Source organism: Vibrio sp. GLN_1, assembly GCF_043106015.1.
GTDB classification, from domain to species: domain Bacteria; phylum Pseudomonadota; class Gammaproteobacteria; order Enterobacterales; family Vibrionaceae; genus Vibrio; species Vibrio parahaemolyticus.
Genome location: NZ_JBICMD010000036.1, coordinates 607,191 through 628,371, shown reverse-complemented (window position 1 = coordinate 628,371; position 21,181 = coordinate 607,191). Strand labels below are relative to the sequence as shown.

Annotated in this window: 21 protein-coding genes; 8 read left to right on the top strand and 13 right to left on the bottom strand. The window is 44.9% G+C overall.

Annotated elements, in window-relative coordinates:
* The first annotated feature begins 25 nt into the window (after window positions 1-25).
* Window positions 26-1,429 carry an anion permease gene (locus tag ACF8OV_RS20600; protein WP_017447632.1) on the top strand — a complete coding sequence of 468 codons (1,404 nt, stop codon included), beginning with the start codon at window positions 26-28 and terminating at the stop codon, window positions 1,427-1,429.
* Between the two features lie 67 nt (window positions 1,430-1,496).
* On the opposite strand, the gene ACF8OV_RS20595 is transcribed toward ACF8OV_RS20600, so the two are convergent.
* The 4 genes from ACF8OV_RS20595 to ACF8OV_RS20580 all read right to left on the bottom strand — a co-directional run bounded on the left by ACF8OV_RS20595 (window position 1,497) and on the right by ACF8OV_RS20580 (window position 4,574).
* The gene (locus ACF8OV_RS20595) at window positions 1,497-2,909 is read right to left on the bottom strand and encodes a coniferyl aldehyde dehydrogenase (RefSeq protein ID WP_203503147.1); all 1,413 of its coding nucleotides are present in this window, start codon (window positions 2,907-2,909) and stop codon (window positions 1,497-1,499) included.
* A 125-nt stretch (window positions 2,910-3,034) separates the two neighbouring features.
* Window positions 3,035-3,607: a GNAT family N-acetyltransferase gene (locus ACF8OV_RS20590; protein WP_005454340.1), complete on the bottom strand. Its 573-nt coding sequence runs from the start codon at window positions 3,605-3,607 to the stop codon at window positions 3,035-3,037.
* A 5-nt stretch (window positions 3,608-3,612) separates the two neighbouring features.
* Entirely contained in the window at window positions 3,613-4,098 is a 486-nt protein-coding gene (locus ACF8OV_RS20585) for a GNAT family N-acetyltransferase (protein WP_140082419.1), read from the bottom strand.
* Window positions 4,099-4,115: 17 nt separating this feature from the next.
* Entirely contained in the window at window positions 4,116-4,574 is a 459-nt protein-coding gene (locus tag ACF8OV_RS20580; protein ID WP_015313152.1) for an NUDIX pyrophosphatase, read from the bottom strand.
* 183 nt (window positions 4,575-4,757) lie between these two features.
* On the opposite strand from ACF8OV_RS20580, the gene ACF8OV_RS20575 reads away from it, so the two are divergent.
* Window positions 4,758-5,663 carry a DMT family transporter gene (locus ACF8OV_RS20575; RefSeq protein ID WP_025535266.1) on the top strand — a complete coding sequence of 302 codons (906 nt, stop codon included), beginning with the start codon at window positions 4,758-4,760 and terminating at the stop codon, window positions 5,661-5,663.
* Window positions 5,664-5,746: 83 nt separating this feature from the next.
* On the opposite strand, the gene ACF8OV_RS20570 is transcribed toward ACF8OV_RS20575, so the two are convergent.
* Both ACF8OV_RS20570 and ACF8OV_RS20565 read right to left on the bottom strand, forming a co-directional pair.
* Complete coding sequence (locus ACF8OV_RS20570) at window positions 5,747-6,061, bottom strand: multidrug efflux SMR transporter (RefSeq protein WP_005498670.1); 315 nt, start codon at window positions 6,059-6,061, stop codon at window positions 5,747-5,749.
* Between the two features lie 154 nt (window positions 6,062-6,215).
* Window positions 6,216-8,321 carry a M4 family metallopeptidase gene (locus ACF8OV_RS20565; protein WP_193238919.1) on the bottom strand — a complete coding sequence of 702 codons (2,106 nt, stop codon included), beginning with the start codon at window positions 8,319-8,321 and terminating at the stop codon, window positions 6,216-6,218.
* A gap of 350 nt (window positions 8,322-8,671) precedes the next feature.
* Here ACF8OV_RS20565 and ACF8OV_RS20560 point away from each other — a divergent pair, with 350 nt between their 5' ends.
* Window positions 8,672-10,039: an endonuclease/exonuclease/phosphatase family protein gene (locus tag ACF8OV_RS20560; protein ID WP_025637563.1), complete on the top strand. Its 1,368-nt coding sequence runs from the start codon at window positions 8,672-8,674 to the stop codon at window positions 10,037-10,039.
* 75 nt (window positions 10,040-10,114) lie between these two features.
* Here ACF8OV_RS20560 and ACF8OV_RS20555 read toward each other — a convergent pair whose 3' ends face one another.
* The 4 genes from ACF8OV_RS20555 to ACF8OV_RS20540 form a co-directional block, all read right to left on the bottom strand.
* Window positions 10,115-10,654, bottom strand: a complete 540-nt coding sequence (locus tag ACF8OV_RS20555) for a phosphatase PAP2 family protein (protein ID WP_020842034.1) — start codon at window positions 10,652-10,654, stop codon at window positions 10,115-10,117.
* Between the two features lie 388 nt (window positions 10,655-11,042).
* Window positions 11,043-11,429 (bottom strand): MAPEG family protein, encoded by a 387-nt coding sequence (locus ACF8OV_RS20550; protein WP_020842033.1) that lies wholly within the window; start codon window positions 11,427-11,429, stop codon window positions 11,043-11,045.
* A 205-nt stretch (window positions 11,430-11,634) separates the two neighbouring features.
* Window positions 11,635-12,540: an EamA family transporter RarD gene (rarD, locus tag ACF8OV_RS20545; protein WP_017447640.1), complete on the bottom strand. Its 906-nt coding sequence runs from the start codon at window positions 12,538-12,540 to the stop codon at window positions 11,635-11,637.
* A gap of 88 nt (window positions 12,541-12,628) precedes the next feature.
* Entirely contained in the window at window positions 12,629-13,351 is a 723-nt protein-coding gene (locus ACF8OV_RS20540; RefSeq protein WP_005486597.1) for a sulfite exporter TauE/SafE family protein, read from the bottom strand.
* A gap of 378 nt (window positions 13,352-13,729) precedes the next feature.
* Between ACF8OV_RS20540 and ACF8OV_RS20535 the strand changes: the two genes are divergently transcribed.
* Window positions 13,730-14,257: a type II secretion system protein gene (locus ACF8OV_RS20535; RefSeq protein ID WP_005498659.1), complete on the top strand. Its 528-nt coding sequence runs from the start codon at window positions 13,730-13,732 to the stop codon at window positions 14,255-14,257.
* A gap of 66 nt (window positions 14,258-14,323) precedes the next feature.
* On the opposite strand, the gene ACF8OV_RS20530 is transcribed toward ACF8OV_RS20535, so the two are convergent.
* Window positions 14,324-15,298, bottom strand: coding sequence for a chemotaxis protein CheV (locus tag ACF8OV_RS20530; RefSeq protein WP_005481272.1), 975 nt, complete (start codon window positions 15,296-15,298; stop codon window positions 14,324-14,326).
* A gap of 548 nt (window positions 15,299-15,846) precedes the next feature.
* Here ACF8OV_RS20530 and ACF8OV_RS20525 point away from each other — a divergent pair.
* The 4 genes from ACF8OV_RS20525 (at window position 15,847) to ACF8OV_RS20510 (ending at window position 18,749) form a co-directional block, all read left to right on the top strand.
* Window positions 15,847-16,182 (top strand): Hpt domain-containing protein, encoded by a 336-nt coding sequence (locus tag ACF8OV_RS20525; protein WP_228067791.1) that lies wholly within the window; start codon window positions 15,847-15,849, stop codon window positions 16,180-16,182.
* A gap of 96 nt (window positions 16,183-16,278) precedes the next feature.
* On the top strand, window positions 16,279-17,910 hold the full coding sequence (locus ACF8OV_RS20520) for a response regulator (protein ID WP_005486537.1): 1,632 nt from the start codon (window positions 16,279-16,281) through the stop codon (window positions 17,908-17,910).
* A 73-nt stretch (window positions 17,911-17,983) separates the two neighbouring features.
* Window positions 17,984-18,148: a hypothetical protein gene (locus ACF8OV_RS20515; RefSeq protein ID WP_005454149.1), complete on the top strand. Its 165-nt coding sequence runs from the start codon at window positions 17,984-17,986 to the stop codon at window positions 18,146-18,148.
* The gene (locus ACF8OV_RS20510; protein WP_005454317.1) at window positions 18,141-18,749 is read left to right on the top strand and encodes a response regulator transcription factor; all 609 of its coding nucleotides are present in this window, start codon (window positions 18,141-18,143) and stop codon (window positions 18,747-18,749) included. Before ACF8OV_RS20515 ends, ACF8OV_RS20510 begins: the two co-directional genes overlap by 8 nt.
* A gap of 10 nt (window positions 18,750-18,759) precedes the next feature.
* Here the strand turns inward: ACF8OV_RS20510 and ACF8OV_RS20505 are convergent, their stop codons facing one another.
* Both ACF8OV_RS20505 and ACF8OV_RS20500 read right to left on the bottom strand, forming a co-directional pair.
* On the bottom strand, window positions 18,760-19,647 hold the full coding sequence (locus ACF8OV_RS20505; RefSeq protein WP_005489294.1) for a LysR family transcriptional regulator: 888 nt from the start codon (window positions 19,645-19,647) through the stop codon (window positions 18,760-18,762).
* A gap of 159 nt (window positions 19,648-19,806) precedes the next feature.
* Window positions 19,807-21,177: a GGDEF domain-containing protein gene (locus ACF8OV_RS20500; protein ID WP_062854790.1), complete on the bottom strand. Its 1,371-nt coding sequence runs from the start codon at window positions 21,175-21,177 to the stop codon at window positions 19,807-19,809.
* Between the last annotated feature and the right edge of the window lie 4 nt (window positions 21,178-21,181).

Here is a 21,181-nt window from a genome sequence, read left to right as displayed (position 1 = left end):
AGAAAAATAACTTGGAGATGGATGTATGAATAGTTCCCAAATGAAAATGCTCCTACTGGTCGCGATAGGCTGCATCTTATGGTTTATCCCAACCCCAGAAGGACTCACCGATCAAGCTTGGCAAATGATGGCGATATTCGTCACCACCGTACTAAGCTTAATTCTCGCCCCACTTCCTCTTGGCGCGATGGCGTTGATGGGTTTGACGCTCGCGACACTGCTTGGCGTACTACCAATCAAAACCGCACTGACTGGCTTCGCTCACCCAACGATTTGGATGATTGCAGCTGCGTTCTTTATCTCTCGCGGTTTTATTACCACCGGCTTTGGTCGACGCGTCGGATACTGGTTTATCTCTAAACTTGGTCACAACTCATTAGGCCTTGCTTACGGCTTAGTGTTGACTGATTTGCTGTTTGCACCTGCAACCCCAAGTACCACAGCACGTTGTGGTGGTATTATTTCTCCGCTATTTCGCTCGGTTGCGAGTGCTTATGATTCCGACCCAGAAAAAGGTACTGAGAACCGAATCGGCGCATTTTTGGTGCAATGTATCTTCCAATGTAACGCGATTACTTGTGCGATGTTCCTAACCTCTATGGCAGGTAACCCACTCGCCGCTAACTTCGCAAAAGAACAAGGCGTTGAAATCACATGGGCTGGCTGGGCAACCGCGGCGATCGTCCCTGGTTTGTTGTGTTTGTTCCTCATCCCACTCGTGATGTACATGGTGTTTCCACCAGAGCTGAAGAAGACGCCAGAAATGCGTGAAATTGCGCGTCAAAAGCTGGCTGAAATGGGCAAAATGACGCGTGACGAGCTGATGGTTTGTATCACTTTTATCGGTATGGTTTCACTTTGGGTATTGGGCCCAACATTAGGCATTCATGCAACGGTTACGGCTTTACTTGGGTTAGTTTTCTTGCTTCTCACTCACACAATCACATGGGACGCCGTTCTTGGCGAAAAAGAAGCATGGCACACCATAACTTGGTTCGCTGTATTGGTAATGATGGCTGCGCAACTTAACAAACTCGGATTCATCAGCTGGTTCAGCGAGTCTATGGCCGAGTCACTGTCCGGCTTTGGCTGGGTGACAACCATCGTCGTGCTTCTTTTGGTTTACTACTACAGCCACTATTTGATGGCGAGTGCAATGGCACACATCAGTGCGATGTACTCCGCGTTCTTGGCTATTGCGATCTCTGCTGGCGCACCTCCGATGCTTGCTGCGATTGTTCTTGGTATTTTCAGCAACTTGTATATGTCGACCACGCATTACTCGTCTGGCCCTGCGCCAATCTTGTTTGGTGCTGGTTTCCACACTCTGCAAAACTGGTGGAAAATCGGGTTTATCTTCTCACTCATCGTCATTCCAATCTTTGTTTTTGTTGGCGGTGCGTGGTGGAAGCTTCTCGGCCTTTGGTAATCCGCAATTTAGAACGCATAGAAACCAAAAAATCGCCCGTTTGGGCGGTTTTTGAACAATTCAATCACTATCGAACAAAAATCTTTTGAATCGCTTTTATCGCCATTGCTCTGCGACGCATTAATGCCCCCGTTCTTGGCAGCCATTTCGGCGTGTGGAGTACGGTTTTCGCATGGCTAAAGGTTCTGAATCCTTCCACTCCGTGATAATGACCAATGCCCGATTGACCAATGCCACCGAAAGGCGCATCTTCAGCGCCAACGTGTAATACCGTGTCGTTAATGCCGACGCCGCCACTGTGTGTGTTGCGCACGATCTGTTTGATGGTCGATTTGTCGTCCGACATAACATACAGCGCAAGCGGTCGCTGGTGCTGATTAATGTAGTCAATCGCTTCTTCTAAGCTTTTGTATGACTTGATGGGTAGAAGTGGCCCAAAGATTTCCTCTTGCATGATTCGCATATCTGCTGACACGTTTGTGACCAAATGAGGGTACAAAAGCCGTTCCTCTTGAGGTGACGCTTCAACAGTATGGATGCTTGCGCCCTGAGCTTTGGCATCCTCAAGTAGCGCAGTCAAACGCTCATACTGTCGTTGGTTGATAATATGGGTCAGCTTTTGATTCTTGTTGGATTTCAAATAGAGTTTTTCAAAACGTTTTAAGAACAGCGTGATGAACTCTTCGACGCGTTCTTGCGGTACAAACGCGTAATCAGGCGCCACACAAATCTGGCCCGCATTGATGCATTTACCAAACAAAATTGCATCAACGGCTTTCTTCATGTCTGCATCTTCTGCGATGATCACCGGAGATTTCCCACCCAGTTCTAACGTCACTGGAGTCAAATTTTCTGCCGCTGCTTTTGCCACAGCGCGGCCAACATTTGTCGAGCCAGTAAACAAGAGATGATCGAATGGCAGTTGGCTGAATGCTTGTGCAACGTCTGCTTCACCTTCAAATACTTCGACATATTCCGACAGCTCGCGACAAATATTGACGATGACTTTATTGGTTTTGGGCGTAAATTCGCTGAGCTTCATCATCACACGATTGCCTGCGGCCAAAGCAGTCACTAAAGGCGCAAGGCTCAAAATGACAGGAAAGTTCCACGGCGAAATGATCCCGACAACGCCAAGTGGCTGATATTGAACGGCCACTTTCGACGGAGCAAGCAACAAACCTGATTCACGCTTGCTAGGTTTACACCATTTTTTTAGCCGTTTGAGGGTGTAATTGATGTGCGAGACCGTCGGCAAAACGTCGGTCATTGCGGTATCAAATTCTGAACGATAACCAAAATCGTCACTCAGCGCTTCCACCAACGCTTGTTTGTTCGCGATAAGCGCTTGTTTTAGCATAATAAGGCGCTGCTTACGTTCATCCAAACTAGGATAAGGGTCGGCGGCATACGCCGTTTTTAAGCGGTCGAGGCTTTGCTGTAACGAGGTGTCCACGTCAACCTCTGCGATTGCGTTCATGATGCTTCTCCTAGCCTAGTTTCGATCAATGACGCTCCAAATTAACACGAGCGCAACAATGTTACTATTGTAGCGCTCGCGAAATTAGAGTTCGAACTCTGATTAAAATATCGGTGGGTTTGGAGCTAAGTCAGACGCAATTCATAAATGCCTAATCGTTGAGAGCGGTCAAGCGTCTCGAACTCGTGATCAACGTATTCTTTTAATGTGGCACCAGCACGCTCAGCAATATTGATACTGGCAATGTTATCTTCCATACAGTGGAACTGAATGAACTGCGCATGCCCTTTCTGCTTTAAAAAAGGAATCAGAACCGCAAGCACTTGGTCAATCACTCGGTGTCCTCGCCCATTGTTCGCCAACCAATAGCCAATCTCAGTAACGTGTGTGTGCGAATCCACACCCTTGATGCCAATAACACCCGTAAACTGCTCATCAAAATAAATCGCGCACCAGTGGGCATCTAACGCTTTGCTGTTCACGCGCTGAGAGATGTAGTTCACTGCTTCTCTGCGGTTGGTCACAAAGTCCGTCCAAGGTAAATAGCCAGATAGGCTGTTTCGATACGTGTTCACCACTTCCAGTAAAACCGTCGCATGCTTGGTGGTTAGAGGCTCAATTGAGACCCTTTCCGAGACGGAAAAGCGCGCTTGCGAGCCATTCCCTTGATAGTCGTGTGGATACATCGAATCTCCCATTCACATCATCCTTTAGCAAAGCGCTGCAATGCATCTCCCGCCAGTCGATAGATCTTCCATTCATCTTGAGGCTCTGCACCGATTGACTGGTAGAAATCAATCGCGGGTTGGTTCCAATCCAATACAGCCCATTCAAAACGGCCACAACCACGATCAACGGCAATATTCGCCAAATGCTTTAACAACGCTTTCCCAACACCAACATTTCGGTACTCAGAAGAAACATATAGATCTTCCAAGTAGAGTCCGTTCTTTCCAAGCCATGTTGAGTAGTTAAAAAAGTAGACGGCGAATCCTATCGGTTCTTCGTTCACATAACAAATCACTGCGTGTGTCGTCGAATCTTCGCCGAAAATCGCTCGATCAACGTCTTCGACGCTGGCTTTAACTTCATGTTCTAAATGCTCGTAACGAGCTAACTCTTTAACAAATCTTAAGATGGTTGCAGAATCCTGCTTTTGTGCCGCTCGCACAGAAATTTTATGAGTCACGTCCTTGTTGCCCTTTCCTAGCTGTTTTGCTCGATTAATGTATACGGTGTCAGCGACTCCACATCAACATAGTATTGCCAAACATGATCATAGAGATGATGTTGATTGGCAAACGGCGTAAGCTGCTTTGCTTCTTCCAGCGAACACCAGCGATACTCCGTGTGTTCTTCATTAAGCACCACAGGTTGGTTTGGCGGACAAAATAACACAAAGCATGGGATGACCAAGATTCGGTTCTCCTTCGCTTCGTAGAACTGTTCTAAAAAGTCCGCCTTATGTAACTCAACATCGTCAATCTGCGTCTCTTCTTTTAGCTCTCTCAGAATGGTTTGCCATCCTGTTTCACCAGCCTCTACACCACCAGCCACATGGCACCAATACCCGCCTTTAACGCGTTTGAGTAACAGAATTTTATCTACGCCATCAATTCGAGAGATGACAACGCCAGAGACATGCGTCGCTTGTATTGGGATCATGTATGCTCCTTAAATATCTAGATATTTCCTAGATGCGCTCCATGCGCGAAAGAAAGATAGGTTGATTGAGAACCCACAGTCTACCGCTTATTCTTTCTCTCGGCAGAGATGTTTGAATGCCGCCGATCATTTTGTCTGTTGAGTATGCTAAAGTGCGATCTGTCGCAACAAATGAGCAGTAAAATGTCTAATTCACTCAACGCTATGGTTCCCATTGGTGTGCGCTTTATGGTGCTCTCCGCTTTCGGGTTCGCGCTAATGTCGGCCACGGTAAAGCATGTCAGTCTTCATGGTATCCCTGTCTTTGAAATCGTTGCAGCAAGAGCACTCGTTTCTTTAGTGATCAGTTATTTAGATGTGAAACGAAAACGAATCTCTGTTTGGGGCAACAACAAACCACTACTCTTAGCGCGTGGCGCGGTGGGCACCTTCGCGCTGATGTGTGTTTACTATTCGGTGACCACGTTACCTTTGGCAGAAGCAACCATCTTCCAATACATTCATCCGGTATTTACGGCGCTGCTCGCTGTCATTTTTTTGAAAGAACGAATTCAGCCTACAACTTTCATTTGTATTGCGCTATGTTTGCTCGGCGTCTACGTCATGGTTCGGCCAGAAACCGGCGTAGAATCTGCACAAACACTCCCGATGTTCAGTGTAATGATTGCTATTTTAGGTGCTTTTGGTAGCTCTATTGCTTATGTCATTGTAAGAAAGCTTAGCCAAACCGAAGATAGCTCGGTGATCATTTTCTACTTCCCGCTTGTGGCGCTACCAACGTCCATCCTGTTTATGGGGGATAACTTTGTCATGCCAGATCTTTACCTGACGTGTATGTTGGTATTGGTCGGCGTGTTCACTCAAATTGGTCAACTTGGGCTGACTAAGGCGATGCAAACTCAACAAGCAGGTAAAGCATCAGCATACTCTTACGTGCAGATTGTCTTTTCGGTACTGTTAGGCATTGTGTTCTTTGGCGAGCTTCCATCACTATGGACATACATTGGCGGCGCGTTAATTGTAGCGGGCGCATTGATCAATGTGTTCGGCCATCATTTACGGTTGCCTTTTATTAAGCGCAGCGCTTAACGCCTCCATCCCAAACGGGCAAGATATTTAAATGCAACAAAGCCAGAGTCGACTCTGGCTTTTCTTTTATGTTTAACCCGGCGTTAAGCAGAGATTTTTAACCCTGCAATACCTGCCACAATCATCAATAAACTCAGTGCTTTAATTAGCGTTGCTGGCTCATTGAACAAGTAGATACTGACGATTGCCGTGCCTATTGCACCAATGCCAACCCAGACGCCATAAGCGATGCCTAAAGGTAAGGTTCTTAACGCGATACCAAGCAGCCAAAAGCTCAACAACATAAAAACGATGGTGAACGCCGAAGCGCCAAATTTGGTAAACCCTTGTGAATATTTAAGACCGACAGCCCATGCGATTTCACACAAGCCCGCAATGAAGAGAATTCCCCAAGCCATGTCATATTTCCCAACGAGATTGGGGTCGTCCCCGAGAAAAGATAGAGCGGTGAGGTCGTCCTCACTTCTGTGTGGCCCTCGAGTATAATCAAAAATTCGTAAGAGAAAAATAAGGCTCTGAGAATTTCAGAGCCTTAGGAAATATGCTTTGTCGCTATGGTTTGAGAATGACAAAAGTTTGCCCATCACTCAGCGTGAAGCTTACCGAACCAGTTTTTTTATCAATACCCGATTTGCTACACTCGCTATCATTGCCACATGAATCTCTAGGGTTGTTGTTCCACACGCCCCCAAGCAATCCTGAGCCCGTGACAATCGCCGTCCACGTTTTGCCATTGTTGATGGATTGTGTTGTCACACCGCCAGAAGGTGGTGGGGCTTCTTGTTCTGTATAACTCGCAGTTACACTCACGTTACTGATACCGCTATACGCGTAAACCCCAATATGCCACGTCCCTTCACTTGGCGTAGCAAAACTGCACACTTCGTTACTATTCGAGCTGATAGAGCGACAATCGTAGTTTGACAAACTTGGCGCACTGCCCAACTTAACGTAAAGGTCGGCATCCCCATTTGAACCTGCGGTCGTGATGGTTAAGTCTGAACCGTTTGCTGGCACATCAATAGTGAAGCAGTGCCACTGCCCTGTCGAAGCAGATTCGATATTGCTTGATGTCCCATTACTCAACGACACAGCATCACAAGCGCTTGAAGGTGGTTCAACGACACCACCATCCGTCGACACGCCAACTTGGGCAAAAGCCGCCGTCACATCACTCGCAGGTAAGCTTAAGTCTTGCGCCGCCGCCAATACACCAGCAGCAGCTGAATCAAACGTCGCACTTGGTGTCCAATAGTTTTGGTTCGCGTGGGCAAATGCCTTGAAGGTATTTTCAGTGCCCCAATCATAATCGACGGCTAACAGATAAAACGCCTTGTTAAACAAACCACTAGAGTAATGAACATCCATACCACTGACATATTGAGACGCGTGGTCAATCGAGCGTCCGTCTAACGGAGGGTTGTCCATGTAACGTAATGCGCCAGTTGGAAACTTACGAATATCAAATCCGACTTTCCAATCGTTTGAACCTCGGGAATAGAACTCTGCTGCTTCGCCAGCCATATCCGAAAACGCTTCATTAATACCGCCAGATTGACCTGAATAAATCAGGTTAGAATTTTGCTCTGTAAACCCGTGGCTGACCTCATGAGCGGAGACATCCAAACTCACTAACGGATAGAAGTAACTCGCTCCGTCGCCGAATGTCATACTCGATCCATTCCAGAAGGCATTTTCATATCGCTTGCGGTAATGGACTCGCATTTGCAGCTGAAACGTCAAGGGAGCAGTATTCAACCAATCTTTGTACATGTCGTATACCACTTTGCCAAAGTAGTGCGCATCGTTTAATGGGCTGTACGCGCCATTGATCTCTTTGACCGTATTCGTTGGACAAGTAAAGGTGTGAACACTACCTGAAGTTCGGCCATCTAAGTTGATGGTTTGGACGATATTAGGCGTATCCATGATACAAGTGCTCCCCGACTGCTGAACAAGTAGCGGGTCGTATTCCTTACCATACTCATAGAAACCAATCTTTTGATTGCCTCCCGGGCCATCTGCTTCTGCATGAGCTAATCCTTCATACTGCAACAGCACTTCACCGGATTTAGCATCCACGAGATAAGTTGGTCTAGTGGGGTTTACCGCTTGTTCAGAATCGGCAAAAAACTGGATCTCATAGGCTAAATGCGCAACGTCTTTGTCATCGATATAAATACGCAATCCCTGCTGTTGATCTTCGATGTGATAGCCAACATCCAAATACGGCTTTTGTACTTTGCTTCTTATTCTTTCAAGGCTGAGCTGAGGAGTCGTGTTAGAAATGTCTTGCCCGATATCATGAACTAACGTACCGCCAAAGCGTTTGATTTTCCCTTGTTTATCGCGGTGTAAAACGATCTGTTTCCCCCAGATCGGAATTCCTTTGTAGGTTTGTTGATACCGGACGTGGACATCACCATTTTTGTCTTGGTTGGCTTTAAGCTTTTGAACATTATTGCCCGGCTTTAATCCAAGCGCTTTGGCGACATTTTGGGTCGCGGCAAGGTTTTGCTTTTCGAGAGAAACCACACGTCCATGATTTGGCTCTAATCGCTCCAACTGAGCGGCAGAGAGAGAAGGTGAAACAAGAAGTGGTGACACCAACACAAAGCCAACTACGAGCTTGCGCTGATATTTTGATCCTAGATCCATCGGTAAGTCCCCTATTTTGCACAAATAGCAAAGCCAAACTGACAGATTTTATGCGCCGAATAATCCCTTAACAGGACGTTAGGCTTATTGATCTCATTCTGTTCATTGAGTCTAGCACAGGAATTTATAGACCTTATGGATGAGTTTATGGCGATTCAACGTTCTCGACACATGCCTTTAACAATTTGCATATAACCTTTTGATGTTGAAACTGTCGCATTTATTGCACAAATCACACAAAAATTAATTGTATATGTAATTATGCAAACGTTTGTGTGACTCATATCGCTTACAAATATTACTGATGTTATTAATATTTGCCCGAATCAATTATAAGGTATGACGTACCCATGAAAACAATTAAAACTTCTCTCGCTCTCCTTATCGGTGCCGCTTTACTGACTGGCTGCAATGACGACGACACGAAATACTTAAACGTTCAGCCAACTGAAGTAAAGATTGCCACCTACAACCTCTCTTTTGACCGCGCGACCTTCGAAGCTTTAGTAAATGAAATGCAAATTGAACCAGCGCAACAAGCTGCATTGGTTAAAGCCTATTTAGACGGATCCATCGCAGCTGAAGACAAAACCACTGCGGAAAAGGTCATTCAAATTCGCAACGTTGCTGCGATCATTCAAAAGAATCGCCCTGATGTACTGATGATGGCGGAATACAACAACGACGGAACAGGCGAAGACAAAGCAGCCCTTGAAGGCTTCCAAAAGAACTACCTGTCTGTTGCACAAAGCCTCGATGGCGCGGGCGGAGAAGCAAACCTCGAACCTATCGAATACCCTTATGCAGAGTCTTACTCTACCAACACAGGTTTGTTGAGCGATTTTGACCTCGACAACAACGGCACTGCCGGCCAAATGCCGGGGGATGCATGGGGCTTTGGCATGTACCATGGCCAATACGCCTTTGCCCTAATGTCTAAGTACAAAATTGATACGGCAAATACACGAACCTTCCAAGAGTTTAAATGGAAAGATTTAGAAGGCGCGAAAATCCCAACCATTACTATCTGTGACGGCTCACAAAAAATTCCAGACGGCATGAAGTGTGGCGATGAGTGGTACTCTGCAGAGGAATGGGCTCAAGTACGCCTCTCTTCTAAAAACCACGTAGATGCACCAATTATCATCCCGACCAGCAATGGTAATGAGGTTGTTCATCTTCTGATGTCGCACCCTACACCACCAGTTTTCGATCCAGGTAAAAACCAAGCGCAAAACGCAGCGGAAGTGGAATTTTGGCACCATTACATCCAAGGAAAAGAATTTTTCTACGACGATGCAGGTAAACAAGGTGGCTTGGCGAGCGGTGCTAAATTCGTCATGATGGGCGACCAAAACCTCGATCCAGTTGCTGGCGATGGTATTAGCTCTGTCATGCAAGATCTGCATAGTGATCCGCTGGTTAACCAAGACGTGATGAACGGCAACCTGTACCCAACAAGCTTTGGCGCAGCTGAACACGCCGTTGAAAAGAGCTCAACTCACCCATATCCGAACCGTATCACTTCAACATTTGGTTTAGGTGTAGACTACGCCTTGCCTTCTGCAAACTTAAACGTGGTTGATTCCGGCGTTTACTGGTCTGCATCTTATGAAGAAGGTCGTAAACTGTTTAACGATTCGCGCATCGGCAAATACGGTAATGGCAAAGATGTTTCATCTGACCACCGCATGATCTGGATTAAAGCGCAGTTCTAAGTAACTTCATAAACAACAAAGCCTCGGACATTTCCGAGGCTTTTTTCATTCGATTCAAATATCTAACTCATACCCTTACCAACGATAAGTGATGGAGATACCCGCATCCTCGCTGGTCACCCAAGGTACAAGCTGTACATTTTCGTCATACGCATCAGTAAAAATATAAGCACTCAACGTGCCTATAGCCGCGCCTGCTAACACGTCTCGCCAGTAGTGTTTCTTGGCTTCAACACGGCCGACGCCCACTAACGCTGCCATGCTGTATGCAGGAAGTCCGGCTTCCCATCCATAACGCAAGTAAAGGTTGGTCGCAGAAGCAAATGCGTTTGCAGTGTGGTTGGATGGAAAGCTGTCGTTGTCACTTTTATCTGGGCGTTCTGCATCGATGGTCTTTTTACCAATCAAACCAACACCAGAAGCAGTGCCAATGCTCAATCCTGCTTGCCAGAACCCTTCCCAATCGCCTTTATAAGCTGGCACAGCTGCAGCGGTTGCCACTAAACCGTAAGTGCCAATATCCGTTAGAACGTCCCAGTCTTTTTCGCTCATCGCATTAACCGACTGACAGCACAGTAAAGATGCCACACCTACTACACGTATTGTTTTCTTCATTAATACAACCAATTACATTTAAACCGCGCGCAAGTTATCACACTTGTTGGTTTTATTCGATAAGGCAAACACCCTAATAGCGTGCTGAGATAGGAAACCTGAAGATAAAAAAAAGCCAACCACAAGGTGTGTGATTGGCTGTATATACTTGTGAACAATTGGGTTCACTAACAACGTCAGTTGGCTAGGTGACCCTCGGCTTAGAAAGGGTCAGTAGTACTAAAGCATGAGGCGTGCCAACTTTAAAGCGCATAGAAACAGGCTGATATTTAATCAATTTCATTAAAACTTCATCAATAGCGACTGTTTGCTCACAGTTTCCATTGCAATTTGCAAACTCGATTTAGCAATTCGCAAACAGATTGGCACTATAGGAACTTATTTAGACTTACCACAATTTTCCGTAAGGGAAGTAAAACATATTCAAAACCACAAGAGACACAATCACGAGAAACGTCAGCTGCATGCCCTTCACTCTTCCTTTAAAACTCTCTTGTAGGATACCTCTGGCATGAATGATGCGGCCAATTACAAAGATAATACCGGTAAGATGAATCCAAATAGGTACTGCGCCGTTAAACTCTAACAACGCCATAAGAATTAACGTAATGGGTATGTATTCGCTTGCGTTACTTTGTGCGCTGCGGGCAATTTGCAGTGTTTCTACGCCGCCATCTGCGTACGCAACCTTGTTAAGGCGCCTTTGTTTGATGACTTGAAACGCTAACCAAACTAAAAGTAGAGCCAGAATACTGGCATAAAGTGCAGTGATCATGTTGAGTCCTTTCTATTCAGATACCTATCCACTATACCTAAGTAACTTCAAGATGCCGAATAATGAAAAACATCGCTATTCATAACTTGAATTTCAGTGATAAAAAAGCGCTCGACTGAGCGCTTTTATGTTTGGTTTTACTTGGATGCACGATGAATTAAAACGAACGTGGTTTGACCCAAACTTGGTTTAAACCGGATTCGACCTACACCGAATGATTAGCCAACCTTTTGCGCTTTATTCCTTTCGCAACGCCTTCGAAGATCGTGAGCAACAAACCCACCCAGATAAAGGCAAACGTAACCGCTTTAACGTCATCGAACAGCTCCCCAAAGAACACGACAGCAAGAATAAACTGCAAGCTCGGCTCTATGTATTGCATCAAACCAACCGTCGATAAGTTTGTAATACGAATCGCGATTGAGTAGAAGATCAAAGGAAGAATCGTGATTGGCGCGCTGCCGAAGTAAAGCAATAAGGTTGTCGTATCAACGGAAGAAGCAAGCTCGCCAGTCGTCCATTGTTTGAACAGCAAATATCCCAACGCAAACGGCGCAAGAACAAGTGCTTCAATAAACAATGTTGTGCTCCAATCGTAGTTGATTTTCTTTTTGTAGAGTCCATAAAGCGCAAAGAAAAGCCCCATTGTTAAGGCAACAAACGGTAGCTGCCCGTATTGAAACACTTGGTATAACACGCCACAAGTTGCGAGCAATATTGCAATTAATTGCCCCTTAGAAAGCTTGTCTCCCAAAACAAATACACCTAAAGCGACAGACACAAGTGGCCCGATGAAAAAGCCCAAGCTTGCATCAATCACTCGATGGTGAGTCAACGCCCACGTAAATGCACTCCAAGAAATACACATTAGGCTACTTGCCACAAAGGTATACCAAAGAGACTTTTTATCTCGCCACACCTGTGACCAATTTGGCCAATGGCGAGTCACCGCGTAGACGATAAGAATCCCTACGGGTACCGAGCCAATAATGCGCCATGCTAGCAACTCATCCATTGCAGCATTAGGAAGAAAACGGTAGTAAACCGGCAGTAATCCCCAAATAACGAAGGATAACGCAGCCATAAAATTGCCGTAGTGACGATGATTCATAGGCTATTGCTCATTGAGATGAAGAAAAAGTGACGCGATTTTATAGCGCAAAAGGCGTTTGTAAAGTGATTATCATCGCGCCTAATTGTTACAGGTTCAGCCCTTGTACGACTGCCGTAAAGCCACTAACAAAACACAGCAGTAACGCACCAAAACGAATCTTTTCTTTCGGCAGCGATTGCGTCGTTTTCATCGCAAGCCAATACCCAAGCCCGGCAGCTGGTAGCAACGGAATCGTAATCACAAGATGGTGCAACGTAAAGAAGCCCGCTGGGATTTGAACCACCAAAGAGATGATAGAACTGAATACGAAAAATGCCGATAAGTTACCGCGTAACTGATTCGCTTCTTGATGCTGCAATAGCAATGCCATCGGAGGGCCACCGATTGCCGAGCTGGTACCAAACAAACCGGAGAAAAATCCAGCTAACGTCATACGCTGAGGTGTAGGTTCAATACGAAACGGAAGCACACTGACGATAACCGCGAATAGAACGAGTAAACCGATCCACAACGTTAGTGCTTGAGTGGAGACAAAGAACAACATGAAGCCACCAGCAATAGAACCGGGAACTCGGCCAATCAATGCCATTTTTAAACCACCGATTTCGACGCTACTGCGGTGTTTCAGCGCATTCATGATCGAAATAAACAACGCGACCAAACAGATAGGTGCAGGCACATATTCGGGCGCCCATAGAATGAGCAACGGCGCGGCCACAATGGCTAAGCCAAAACCAATCGCAGTTTGGACAAAAGAACCGAGAAAAATCAGTCCCATCGCAAGCAAGTTAACCGAATCAAATTCCATCTAGATTGTTCTTATATTCAGATGATCAATAATGGCGCTAGACTTATCGCATTTCGAGATAGTTGCCTAACCCCGCCTTGCGTAGCATTCCTCAATGACCATGAAAAGACAATCTATTTGTCTGTTTTTAGACAACATTCATTTTCGCTAACCCCACTACCAACGTAAGGCTTTTCTTACAGAAAACTGAACGCACTGTACACCAAAACAACACATATGCCGTTGATAAAATCATCAAAATGATTGATGTCGAGCTCTAGCGCTTTATTTTGCATCGCTCTATAATGCTGACCCTTTTATCAATACTGTACTTATTTCCACAACAAAAAAGCGTACAGTTATTTACTTTTTTTACCTTTAACTTGCTGTGAAAATAATATGAAAAAACAGACTGGATTTACTCTAATTGAGTTAGTAGTGGTGATTGTGATACTCGGCATTCTTGCTGTCACCGCCGCACCACGTTTTTTAAACTTACAAAACGATGCTCGCGAAGCCCGCTTAGAAGGTATGAAAGGTGCCATTGAGTCGGCGTTGGGGATTGGTTACGGAAAAATGGCCATCGCCGGATTAGAGAGCAAGTCGTACGTTTCAAACTTCGTAGACAGTGGCTTGATGGCAGATTTGCCATTTGACGGCTGTAATATCGGTGGTTCAAAGCGTTGTGTGTTCTTATATGGTTACCCTGATTCAGATTCCGAATCACTAAAGCTGCTCGTACAAGGGTTAAATGAAGAAGGCTCAGACTGGAAAACATTTCATCACCCTGAGGGGTCAACAACACGAGAAATGGTTATCGCTGCTGCAGATGAAACCCGTGCGAGTCTGACCCAATGTGGCATCTTGTATGGGCCACCAATGTCACCAAACGAAAGCTATAAATTAGAAATTCTTCCTTGCCCATAACCAAATAAGGCTGCCAATCGGCAGCCTTATTACTTTTAACTCTGTGCTTGATGAGCGATACGCAAATTAAGCGAATACGTATTTATCCATCATATTCACCATACGACCAATTTCTGGCTTGGTAATGGTGTCATTAGCGCCAAGCGACAGCGCTTTTGCTCGGTTATCTTCACTCATTAGTGACGAGAACATGATAATTGGCATTTGGCGGAACGCTTCGGTTTCACGCAACCTTTTCACTAAGTGCATACCATCCATTCGAGGCATTTCTACGTCCGTCACAACCGCATCCAGCAGTTCTCGTACTGGTAGCTGTTCTTCTTTCGCAACTTCAATCAGGCTCATCAATTTCTCATGCGCTTCACCACCATCTTTACAGGTGATAACGTTGTAACCTGACGACGCCAAAGTATCTTGAATCAGAGAACGGATGAACGCGGAATCGTCCACAACCATGATGGTTTTCGCGTTACGCTTACCAACCATGCGCTGGTTCAAATCAACAGATTTATCCACTTTCACGTCGTATTTTTCCATACTCAGCTCAGGGTTAATGTCTGCAATGATCTTTTCAAAGTCGAGGATCATAATCAGGTTGCCATCTTTGCGAACGACCGCCACAACACAATCCTGCTCACCGGCTTCTAAAAACTGACTTGGCGATTCCACATCATTCCATGAAATACGGTGAATACGTGAAATGCTGTCGATTAGGAAGCCATTGGTCATCTTGTTGAAATCGGTAACGATAACAAACTTGCGCTCAAGGTCTTGTCGCGTAGGGACACCTAACCAACCAGCCAAATCGACTAAAGGCGTTAGGACATCGCGAGATGAGAACACACCAATCATATGAGGTTGCGCGTTCGGATAATCTGTCGTCTCAGGCACGCGAATCACTTCACGTACTTTGGCAACGTTAATACCGTAATAACAGGTTTTGGTGCTGCCGTCTGGCAATTGTTTTTCTAGGTGAAACTCAATAATTTCGAGCTCATTGGTACCACTTTCAGTCAAAATGGTGCTGGTTACGTTACTCATAGACCCAATATCCAAAAAACGCGTCAAGAAAAGGCTTGATGCAATACCGTAAAGAACTTCTTCCTACGGCAAAAAATCCAAGCGTCCTTTTTAGTCTTTACGACTGTGTTTGTAAACCTTCAAAAGGACGATTACTGCACACTTCCATCTCAAACAGTGAAAATATGTCTCAATTTTGAACAAGACTTCGGTAGAGATTACACTCTCCCGCCTTCGTTAGGTTCTATAGCGGCCATAACACTGAAAAGTTTAGGAATAATTTGAGCGAATGCTTTGTACCACAAGCAAAGTTACAACGTAGAAGATAGCAATAAAATGCCACTCATTTCTAACATGAAGAAATTTGAAACGCAGCTATCGAGTGTAGTGCAGCAACCTCTCCCTTATTGGCTTCCTATTTTGATGTAAGAAAAGCCTCACAACCACAACAAAACATTAGATATCAATAATTTAGAATTAGTTTAAAAACAGTCCTATACTTGACCCGTTTCTTAAAATTAATAACTATTTATCTGTTCTTAATCAATAACAAACGATGCTCCACTTATATGAATTCAGACTCTTCTCTACATACTCAATGGTTAACTCACTTTCCAGCCGATATGCAACACCACATGGCAAAGGTGTATCTGGAAACCATGACAGAAGATCTCGAAGCGTTAAAAGCGCATCTACACGAACCAAAACATTTACTCCAGACCGTGCACAAGATTAAAGGCGGGCTCGCACAAATAGGCTTAGAGCGTATTCATCAATCCGCTTTATTGACCGAACAATTGGGCCGATCTGATTCCCCCCTTTATCAAACGGCGTTAGAGAAACTCATCACCGATCTAGAGCTAAGCGTTAATGACGTCCATCATTGGGTTACTCAACATACATAAAGCGATTCTCTTCCCTCAAAAAAACCTCAAGAGAAGCATTTAAGCTTCCGCTGCATTGAATTTTATTACACGCTTTGACTGCACAAGGATTGACCCATGAGTTTTGACCGTAATCTGTGTAAAGTTCTGGTCGCTGACGATTCCAGACTGGTTACGAGTAGCGTGACCGCGATACTTCGACAACTCGATTTAAGTGACATCTATTACGCTTATAAACCTTTTGAGGTCATCAATCTTTGTAAGCAAATGCATTTTGATTTGGTGATTTGTGACTACAACTTTCAAACCCAGCTCAATGGCTTTCAGTTGTTAGAAGAGTTAAAGCACGCGCAAATTCTGCCTGCACATACAACTTTCGTTTTTTTGACCGGAGAAAATGATCACAAGATCGTACGTTCAATAGTGGACTGCGACCCTGATGACTACTTGCTAAAACCGTTTAATCACACCTTTTTTCGCAACCGACTGCTGTCAGCCATGAAACGCAGAAGCGTGCTACTACCGATTTACGAAAAACTGCGTGAGATGGACTTTGAAGGCGTGATTGAAGCCACTGATACCCTTCTTCCCTTTCATCCCGAATATTCAAAACTGATCAGACGTTACCGTGCGCATGCAATGGTGCAAAACAAACAGTTTTCTAGCGCCCGTAGCGAATACGAAAAGCTACTCAAAGAAGACAATTTTGACTGGATTAAAACTGCACTCGCCAACACGCTAATTGAGACCGATGACTTAGAAAAAGCACAAGAAGTTCTGGAAAGCTTGAGCAGTAAAAAAGAGAACCCCTACTATCACGATGAAATGTCAAACATGGCGGTACTGAGTGAAGACATTCCTAAAGCGATCAAACACCTTAAGCAATCGACCATGTTGCTAGATGCTGGTTCTGAGCGTGAACTGGTGATCACCAACCTCTCTTTAGCCAGCGAATCTTACGATGACGCGGTCACTTACATTAAGCGCTACTACGAAAAGAACGAAAATACCTTCCGAGGTGGCATCTTCACCAAACTGAATTTTGTGCGCTGCCACTTATACCGAGCGCTCAATGCACCTTCAAATCAATGCTTTGAAAACCTTCTGTTTGGATTAAACCCACTGATTGGTGAAATAGAGAAGAACTCGCAATTCAAAGCCCAATTTGCATTGATTGACGCGCACATCGCGCTGATTCGTGGTGATTTAAAAGCCGCTATTTCTCAAGTCAGAGCGGTACTAGCCAGCAATCAACTGTCGCACTTCTATGATCTTTACCATCTGTGCGTACTGCTCGAACGTTGTTCATTTTTAAGTGAAATGAAATCGATGTTGCCACGTGCTCGCCGAGCCATTGCCGAGGCGCAACATCCAAGTATTTTCCGAAGCCAAGTGCACATGCTCAAAAGCCTGGAAGTGCGCTTGCAAGAATCGCAGACCAAAATCGAGCAAATCCGAAGACAAATTACCGCTCAGAAGTCGATTTCAACCTCCTCAATCACGCCGCACTTTGATCGCTACTTTCAACTGCACGACCTTCTTCCTCACTCTAAGAAAATCTGTTTAGCGATTGTGAGGTTGGCCTCACTTCGCCCATTTGAGTATCGCGGCGAATACGCGATTTATCGTAAGCTCGAGCATTGTGACCGCGTAATACGAAACTTGTGTGATAACCGAGAATTACAATCCATTAAATACAACAACATGTATCAATATGCGAAACAGAACATCACGGTCAGCAATGGATGAATTAACGTTTTCTGTTTGTTAGTTTTCTGTCAGAGCGTGTTTTTACACAATTTTCTCATCGTTAAGCGTTTCAATGGCTGCCGCCAACATTCCAAAAAATAAGACACTGATTTTCATTTTTGGAAAGAGTCATTTTCCTTCCTCTCAGCAAGGTTTTTCCTACAATCCTACTCATCCAATCGAGCTGTTGCCTGACAGCGTACTAGTTGAAATATTAGATGAGGTTCACTTTGAATAACGTTCTTATTATCGACGACCAGCCATTGTACAGCGAAGCGCTTGCTTCTCTTGTTGAAAATGCAATCAACACAGCTGAAGTAATCCAAACCACTGACAGTGCGGAAGTAATGGAGCTCGTTCGAAGTCAAAGGATTGATTTGATTATATTAGACGTAGTGCTTGGCGACCGAGATGGTATGCGTTTAGCCAAAAACATTTTAGCGACGGGCTATCGAGGACGACTGTTGTTTGTCTCTTCACGAGACTACTCTAGCCTTTCTAAAGCCGCTTACGAAATGGGCGCTAACGGCTTCTTAAACAAGAATGAAGCAAGAGAAACTATCGCCGATGCGATTGTGAGTGTGTCTCGCGGTTACTCGATGTTTAAGTCGACTCACACGCCATCATCGGGTGATGTGACGCTATCAAACCGCGAAGCTATGGTGTTCCATTACTTAGCGCAAGGCTACTCAAATAAGAAGATTTCTGAGCAGCTTTCACTGAGCGCTAAAACGATCAGTACCTACAAAACACGTATCTTGAAGAAGTACCACGCAGACTCATTGATTGAGCTGCTGCATACTATCCCTCAGTCAGAAAACATTCAGTTTTGCCGCTAAGCACTGAGAATTAAGCACTCATGTATTTTGCAATGGCGCCAGTTAACAGCTGGTGCATTGCATCATGCCGGTGACTTTGCTTCATTTGCACCACAATCTTGGGCCAACCATTCGGGTAGTAAGATTCCGGTACTCGTATAAAGTTGTACCCTTCTATTGGCGCTTGATACTCAAGTAACACCGTTGCCGCACTCTTTTTCTTAATTAGCTTCAACACGCTGCTGACATTATCTAACGCTGCAATTCGGTTAATCACCATACCGTGACTCTCCATTGCGCGCTTGGCAAGCTGCTCTTTCTCTTTCCAGCCGATGATTTCTAACATGATGAATGGTAATTGTGCAGCTTCTTCAAGAGTTGTAATCCCCAACTCTTCCGGAACCACAACCACTGCGGGTGCATAACCAATGAATTTCTGATGGACAGATTTCGGTAAGTCATCGTTAAAGTAATGAAGCTGCGCATCCACCTTGCCTAGGATGATCTCTTCAACCGTGTACTCAGTAATGGTGGCCACTGAAATGTGCGCTTTAGGGAACAGCTCCATCAAATCCATTGCGAGCAAGTGACCAAATGAGTATTGAGCGGTTTGCGGTAAACAGACTGTGATGTCTTTTTCGTAGTTTTCTGGCTCAAACTCGCCACTAATTAAGCAGGTTTCAAGCTTTTCCAACGCGTCGGCAATTTTGGGCAGTTGACGCTTTAAATAGTCCGTCGGCTCCATGTGGTGAGGATGTCGGATAAACAGCTCATCGTTAAGCTGAAGTCGTAATCGGGCAAGGTATTTACTGATGGACGCTTCACTTTTCCCCATCGCTTTTGCAACGGGCTTGAGTTGGCGGTGCTTATCCAATAAGACAAGAATTTTGAGTAGGTTTAAGTCGAGATCTTTGTTCACACGCGACACCAGATGTAAGGTCAGAAAATAATTAGAGCAGCCATTGTTTGCTGGCTGCTCTAATATAAAAGACCACTCTTTCTGTTTGGTCAAATTAATCAAACAGTTATGTCATGGTTATGTCCAATCACTTGGCATTTTTATCAATAAAACTATTACTTACTGTGATTGTTGTCTGCGTTTTTTCATCTCATAGAGATCTTCATCTGCTCGAACGATAACATCTTGCAGTGATTCGTGTGATTCGTTTGCCGCAACGCCAGTGCTTACGCTGACTTCAATGTCTAAGGTTTTAAGTCGGTTGTCTTTGACAACGCTACGTAACTTTTTCGCCAACATCGAAGACTGACTGATGCTGCACCCCGGCAAGATTGCGATAAACTCATCGCCCCCAGTTCGGACGAGATAATCGCTGGTTCTGAACACTTTACGCATCGCATCGGCAATGATCTCGATAACCTCGTCCCCAACGTGATGACCATAGCGATCATTGATTCGCTTGATCCTGTCGCCATCAATGGCAATGACGGAATAAGGGGCCGTTTTCAAGCAGCGTTTGAATTCGCTATCTTTAAAGACTCTGCGGTTAAGTAACCCGGTTAAATCGTCTTTTGTCACATTCGTCAGTGCCGTCGCCAGACGAAGTTTGCTCTCTTTGGATTCATGCGCTTTGTTGTAATACGCCAAGGTTGCCAAAAAGAAAATAACAAACAGAAAGCTGTAATCCACCATCACTTTACTGAACGGGTACATGTAGACAATCAAGTTGTTGTTGTCTGCCACAAAAGATTGAGTGTACGCGAACGATGGCCACGGATAACCCGAAAAATAGATCACCATTTGCTTGTTGCCATTGGAGATCTGTACGTCGACGGCTTTCCCTTCGTTATAAAGTGATGAAAGATAGAGCTGTTCTGAAAACTCGCCGACTAACTCACCTTGGAAATAAACCGGGCTCATGATGCTTATTGCCATGTCATCCGAGTAGGTGGTTTTAAACGGCAGAGAAAACAACACGCGATCAGTCAGTTGTTCTTTCCACGCAGCCAGAACGCAAGAGTAGTTGCTCTTGCACCAATCGACATCGAATGTGGCCTTCACACCTTCTAACGCTTTGATTGGTCGCTCTAAAATCAACTTGCTCCCAGTATAAGAGCGAAAGTACATAATGGCATTTTGTCGATTAAACGCATTCGATAAATACGCTTCGGCTTGATGCAGCGATTTGCGCGCGACGGCTTCAACGTAATTCAGCTTTTCGTACGGTGACAGCGAGTAAATCGCGTCTTGGAAGCTGAACTCAGTTTGAGCTTCCACTTCATCCACGCTCAAGCCTTTGTATTGTTCAAGCTTCGCTTCCGTCAGCAGCCCCATTAAAATGACTTTTTGCTTTATTTTGGCTAGGTTATTTGCGTAGGTGTTGAACTGCTTTACTTCATAAGAAATCAACACAGCGCCTATCATCATTGTTGAAGTCGCAAACAGTAACGTCGCCACAAAGAAAGACAGCGCGATGCTTTTAAATGTCATGGTG

Coding starts and splice junctions, on each gene's coding strand:
- ACF8OV_RS20555 (WP_020842034.1), bottom strand. CDS start 10,654: ATGAAGAAAACAATACGTGTAGTAGGTGTGGCATCTTTACTGTGCTGT.
- ACF8OV_RS20515 (WP_005454149.1), top strand. CDS start 17,984: ATGGCTGCCGCCAACATTCCAAAAAATAAGACACTGATTTTCATTTTT.
- ACF8OV_RS20525 (WP_228067791.1), top strand. CDS start 15,847: ATGAATTCAGACTCTTCTCTACATACTCAATGGTTAACTCACTTTCCA.
- ACF8OV_RS20540 (WP_005486597.1), bottom strand. CDS start 13,351: ATGGAATTTGATTCGGTTAACTTGCTTGCGATGGGACTGATTTTTCTC.
- ACF8OV_RS20500 (WP_062854790.1), bottom strand. CDS start 21,177: ATGACATTTAAAAGCATCGCGCTGTCTTTCTTTGTGGCGACGTTACTG.
- ACF8OV_RS20600 (WP_017447632.1), top strand. CDS start 26: ATGAATAGTTCCCAAATGAAAATGCTCCTACTGGTCGCGATAGGCTGC.
- ACF8OV_RS20520 (WP_005486537.1), top strand. CDS start 16,279: ATGAGTTTTGACCGTAATCTGTGTAAAGTTCTGGTCGCTGACGATTCC.
- ACF8OV_RS20560 (WP_025637563.1), top strand. CDS start 8,672: ATGAAAACAATTAAAACTTCTCTCGCTCTCCTTATCGGTGCCGCTTTA.
- ACF8OV_RS20565 (WP_193238919.1), bottom strand. CDS start 8,321: ATGGATCTAGGATCAAAATATCAGCGCAAGCTCGTAGTTGGCTTTGTG.
- ACF8OV_RS20570 (WP_005498670.1), bottom strand. CDS start 6,061: ATGGCTTGGGGAATTCTCTTCATTGCGGGCTTGTGTGAAATCGCATGG.
- ACF8OV_RS20595 (WP_203503147.1), bottom strand. CDS start 2,909: ATGAACGCAATCGCAGAGGTTGACGTGGACACCTCGTTACAGCAAAGC.
- rarD (WP_017447640.1), bottom strand. CDS start 12,540: ATGAATCATCGTCACTACGGCAATTTTATGGCTGCGTTATCCTTCGTT.
- ACF8OV_RS20590 (WP_005454340.1), bottom strand. CDS start 3,607: ATGGGAGATTCGATGTATCCACACGACTATCAAGGGAATGGCTCGCAA.
- ACF8OV_RS20550 (WP_020842033.1), bottom strand. CDS start 11,429: ATGATCACTGCACTTTATGCCAGTATTCTGGCTCTACTTTTAGTTTGG.
- ACF8OV_RS20535 (WP_005498659.1), top strand. CDS start 13,730: ATGAAAAAACAGACTGGATTTACTCTAATTGAGTTAGTAGTGGTGATT.
- ACF8OV_RS20575 (WP_025535266.1), top strand. CDS start 4,758: ATGTCTAATTCACTCAACGCTATGGTTCCCATTGGTGTGCGCTTTATG.
- ACF8OV_RS20530 (WP_005481272.1), bottom strand. CDS start 15,298: ATGAGTAACGTAACCAGCACCATTTTGACTGAAAGTGGTACCAATGAG.
- ACF8OV_RS20580 (WP_015313152.1), bottom strand. CDS start 4,574: ATGATCCCAATACAAGCGACGCATGTCTCTGGCGTTGTCATCTCTCGA.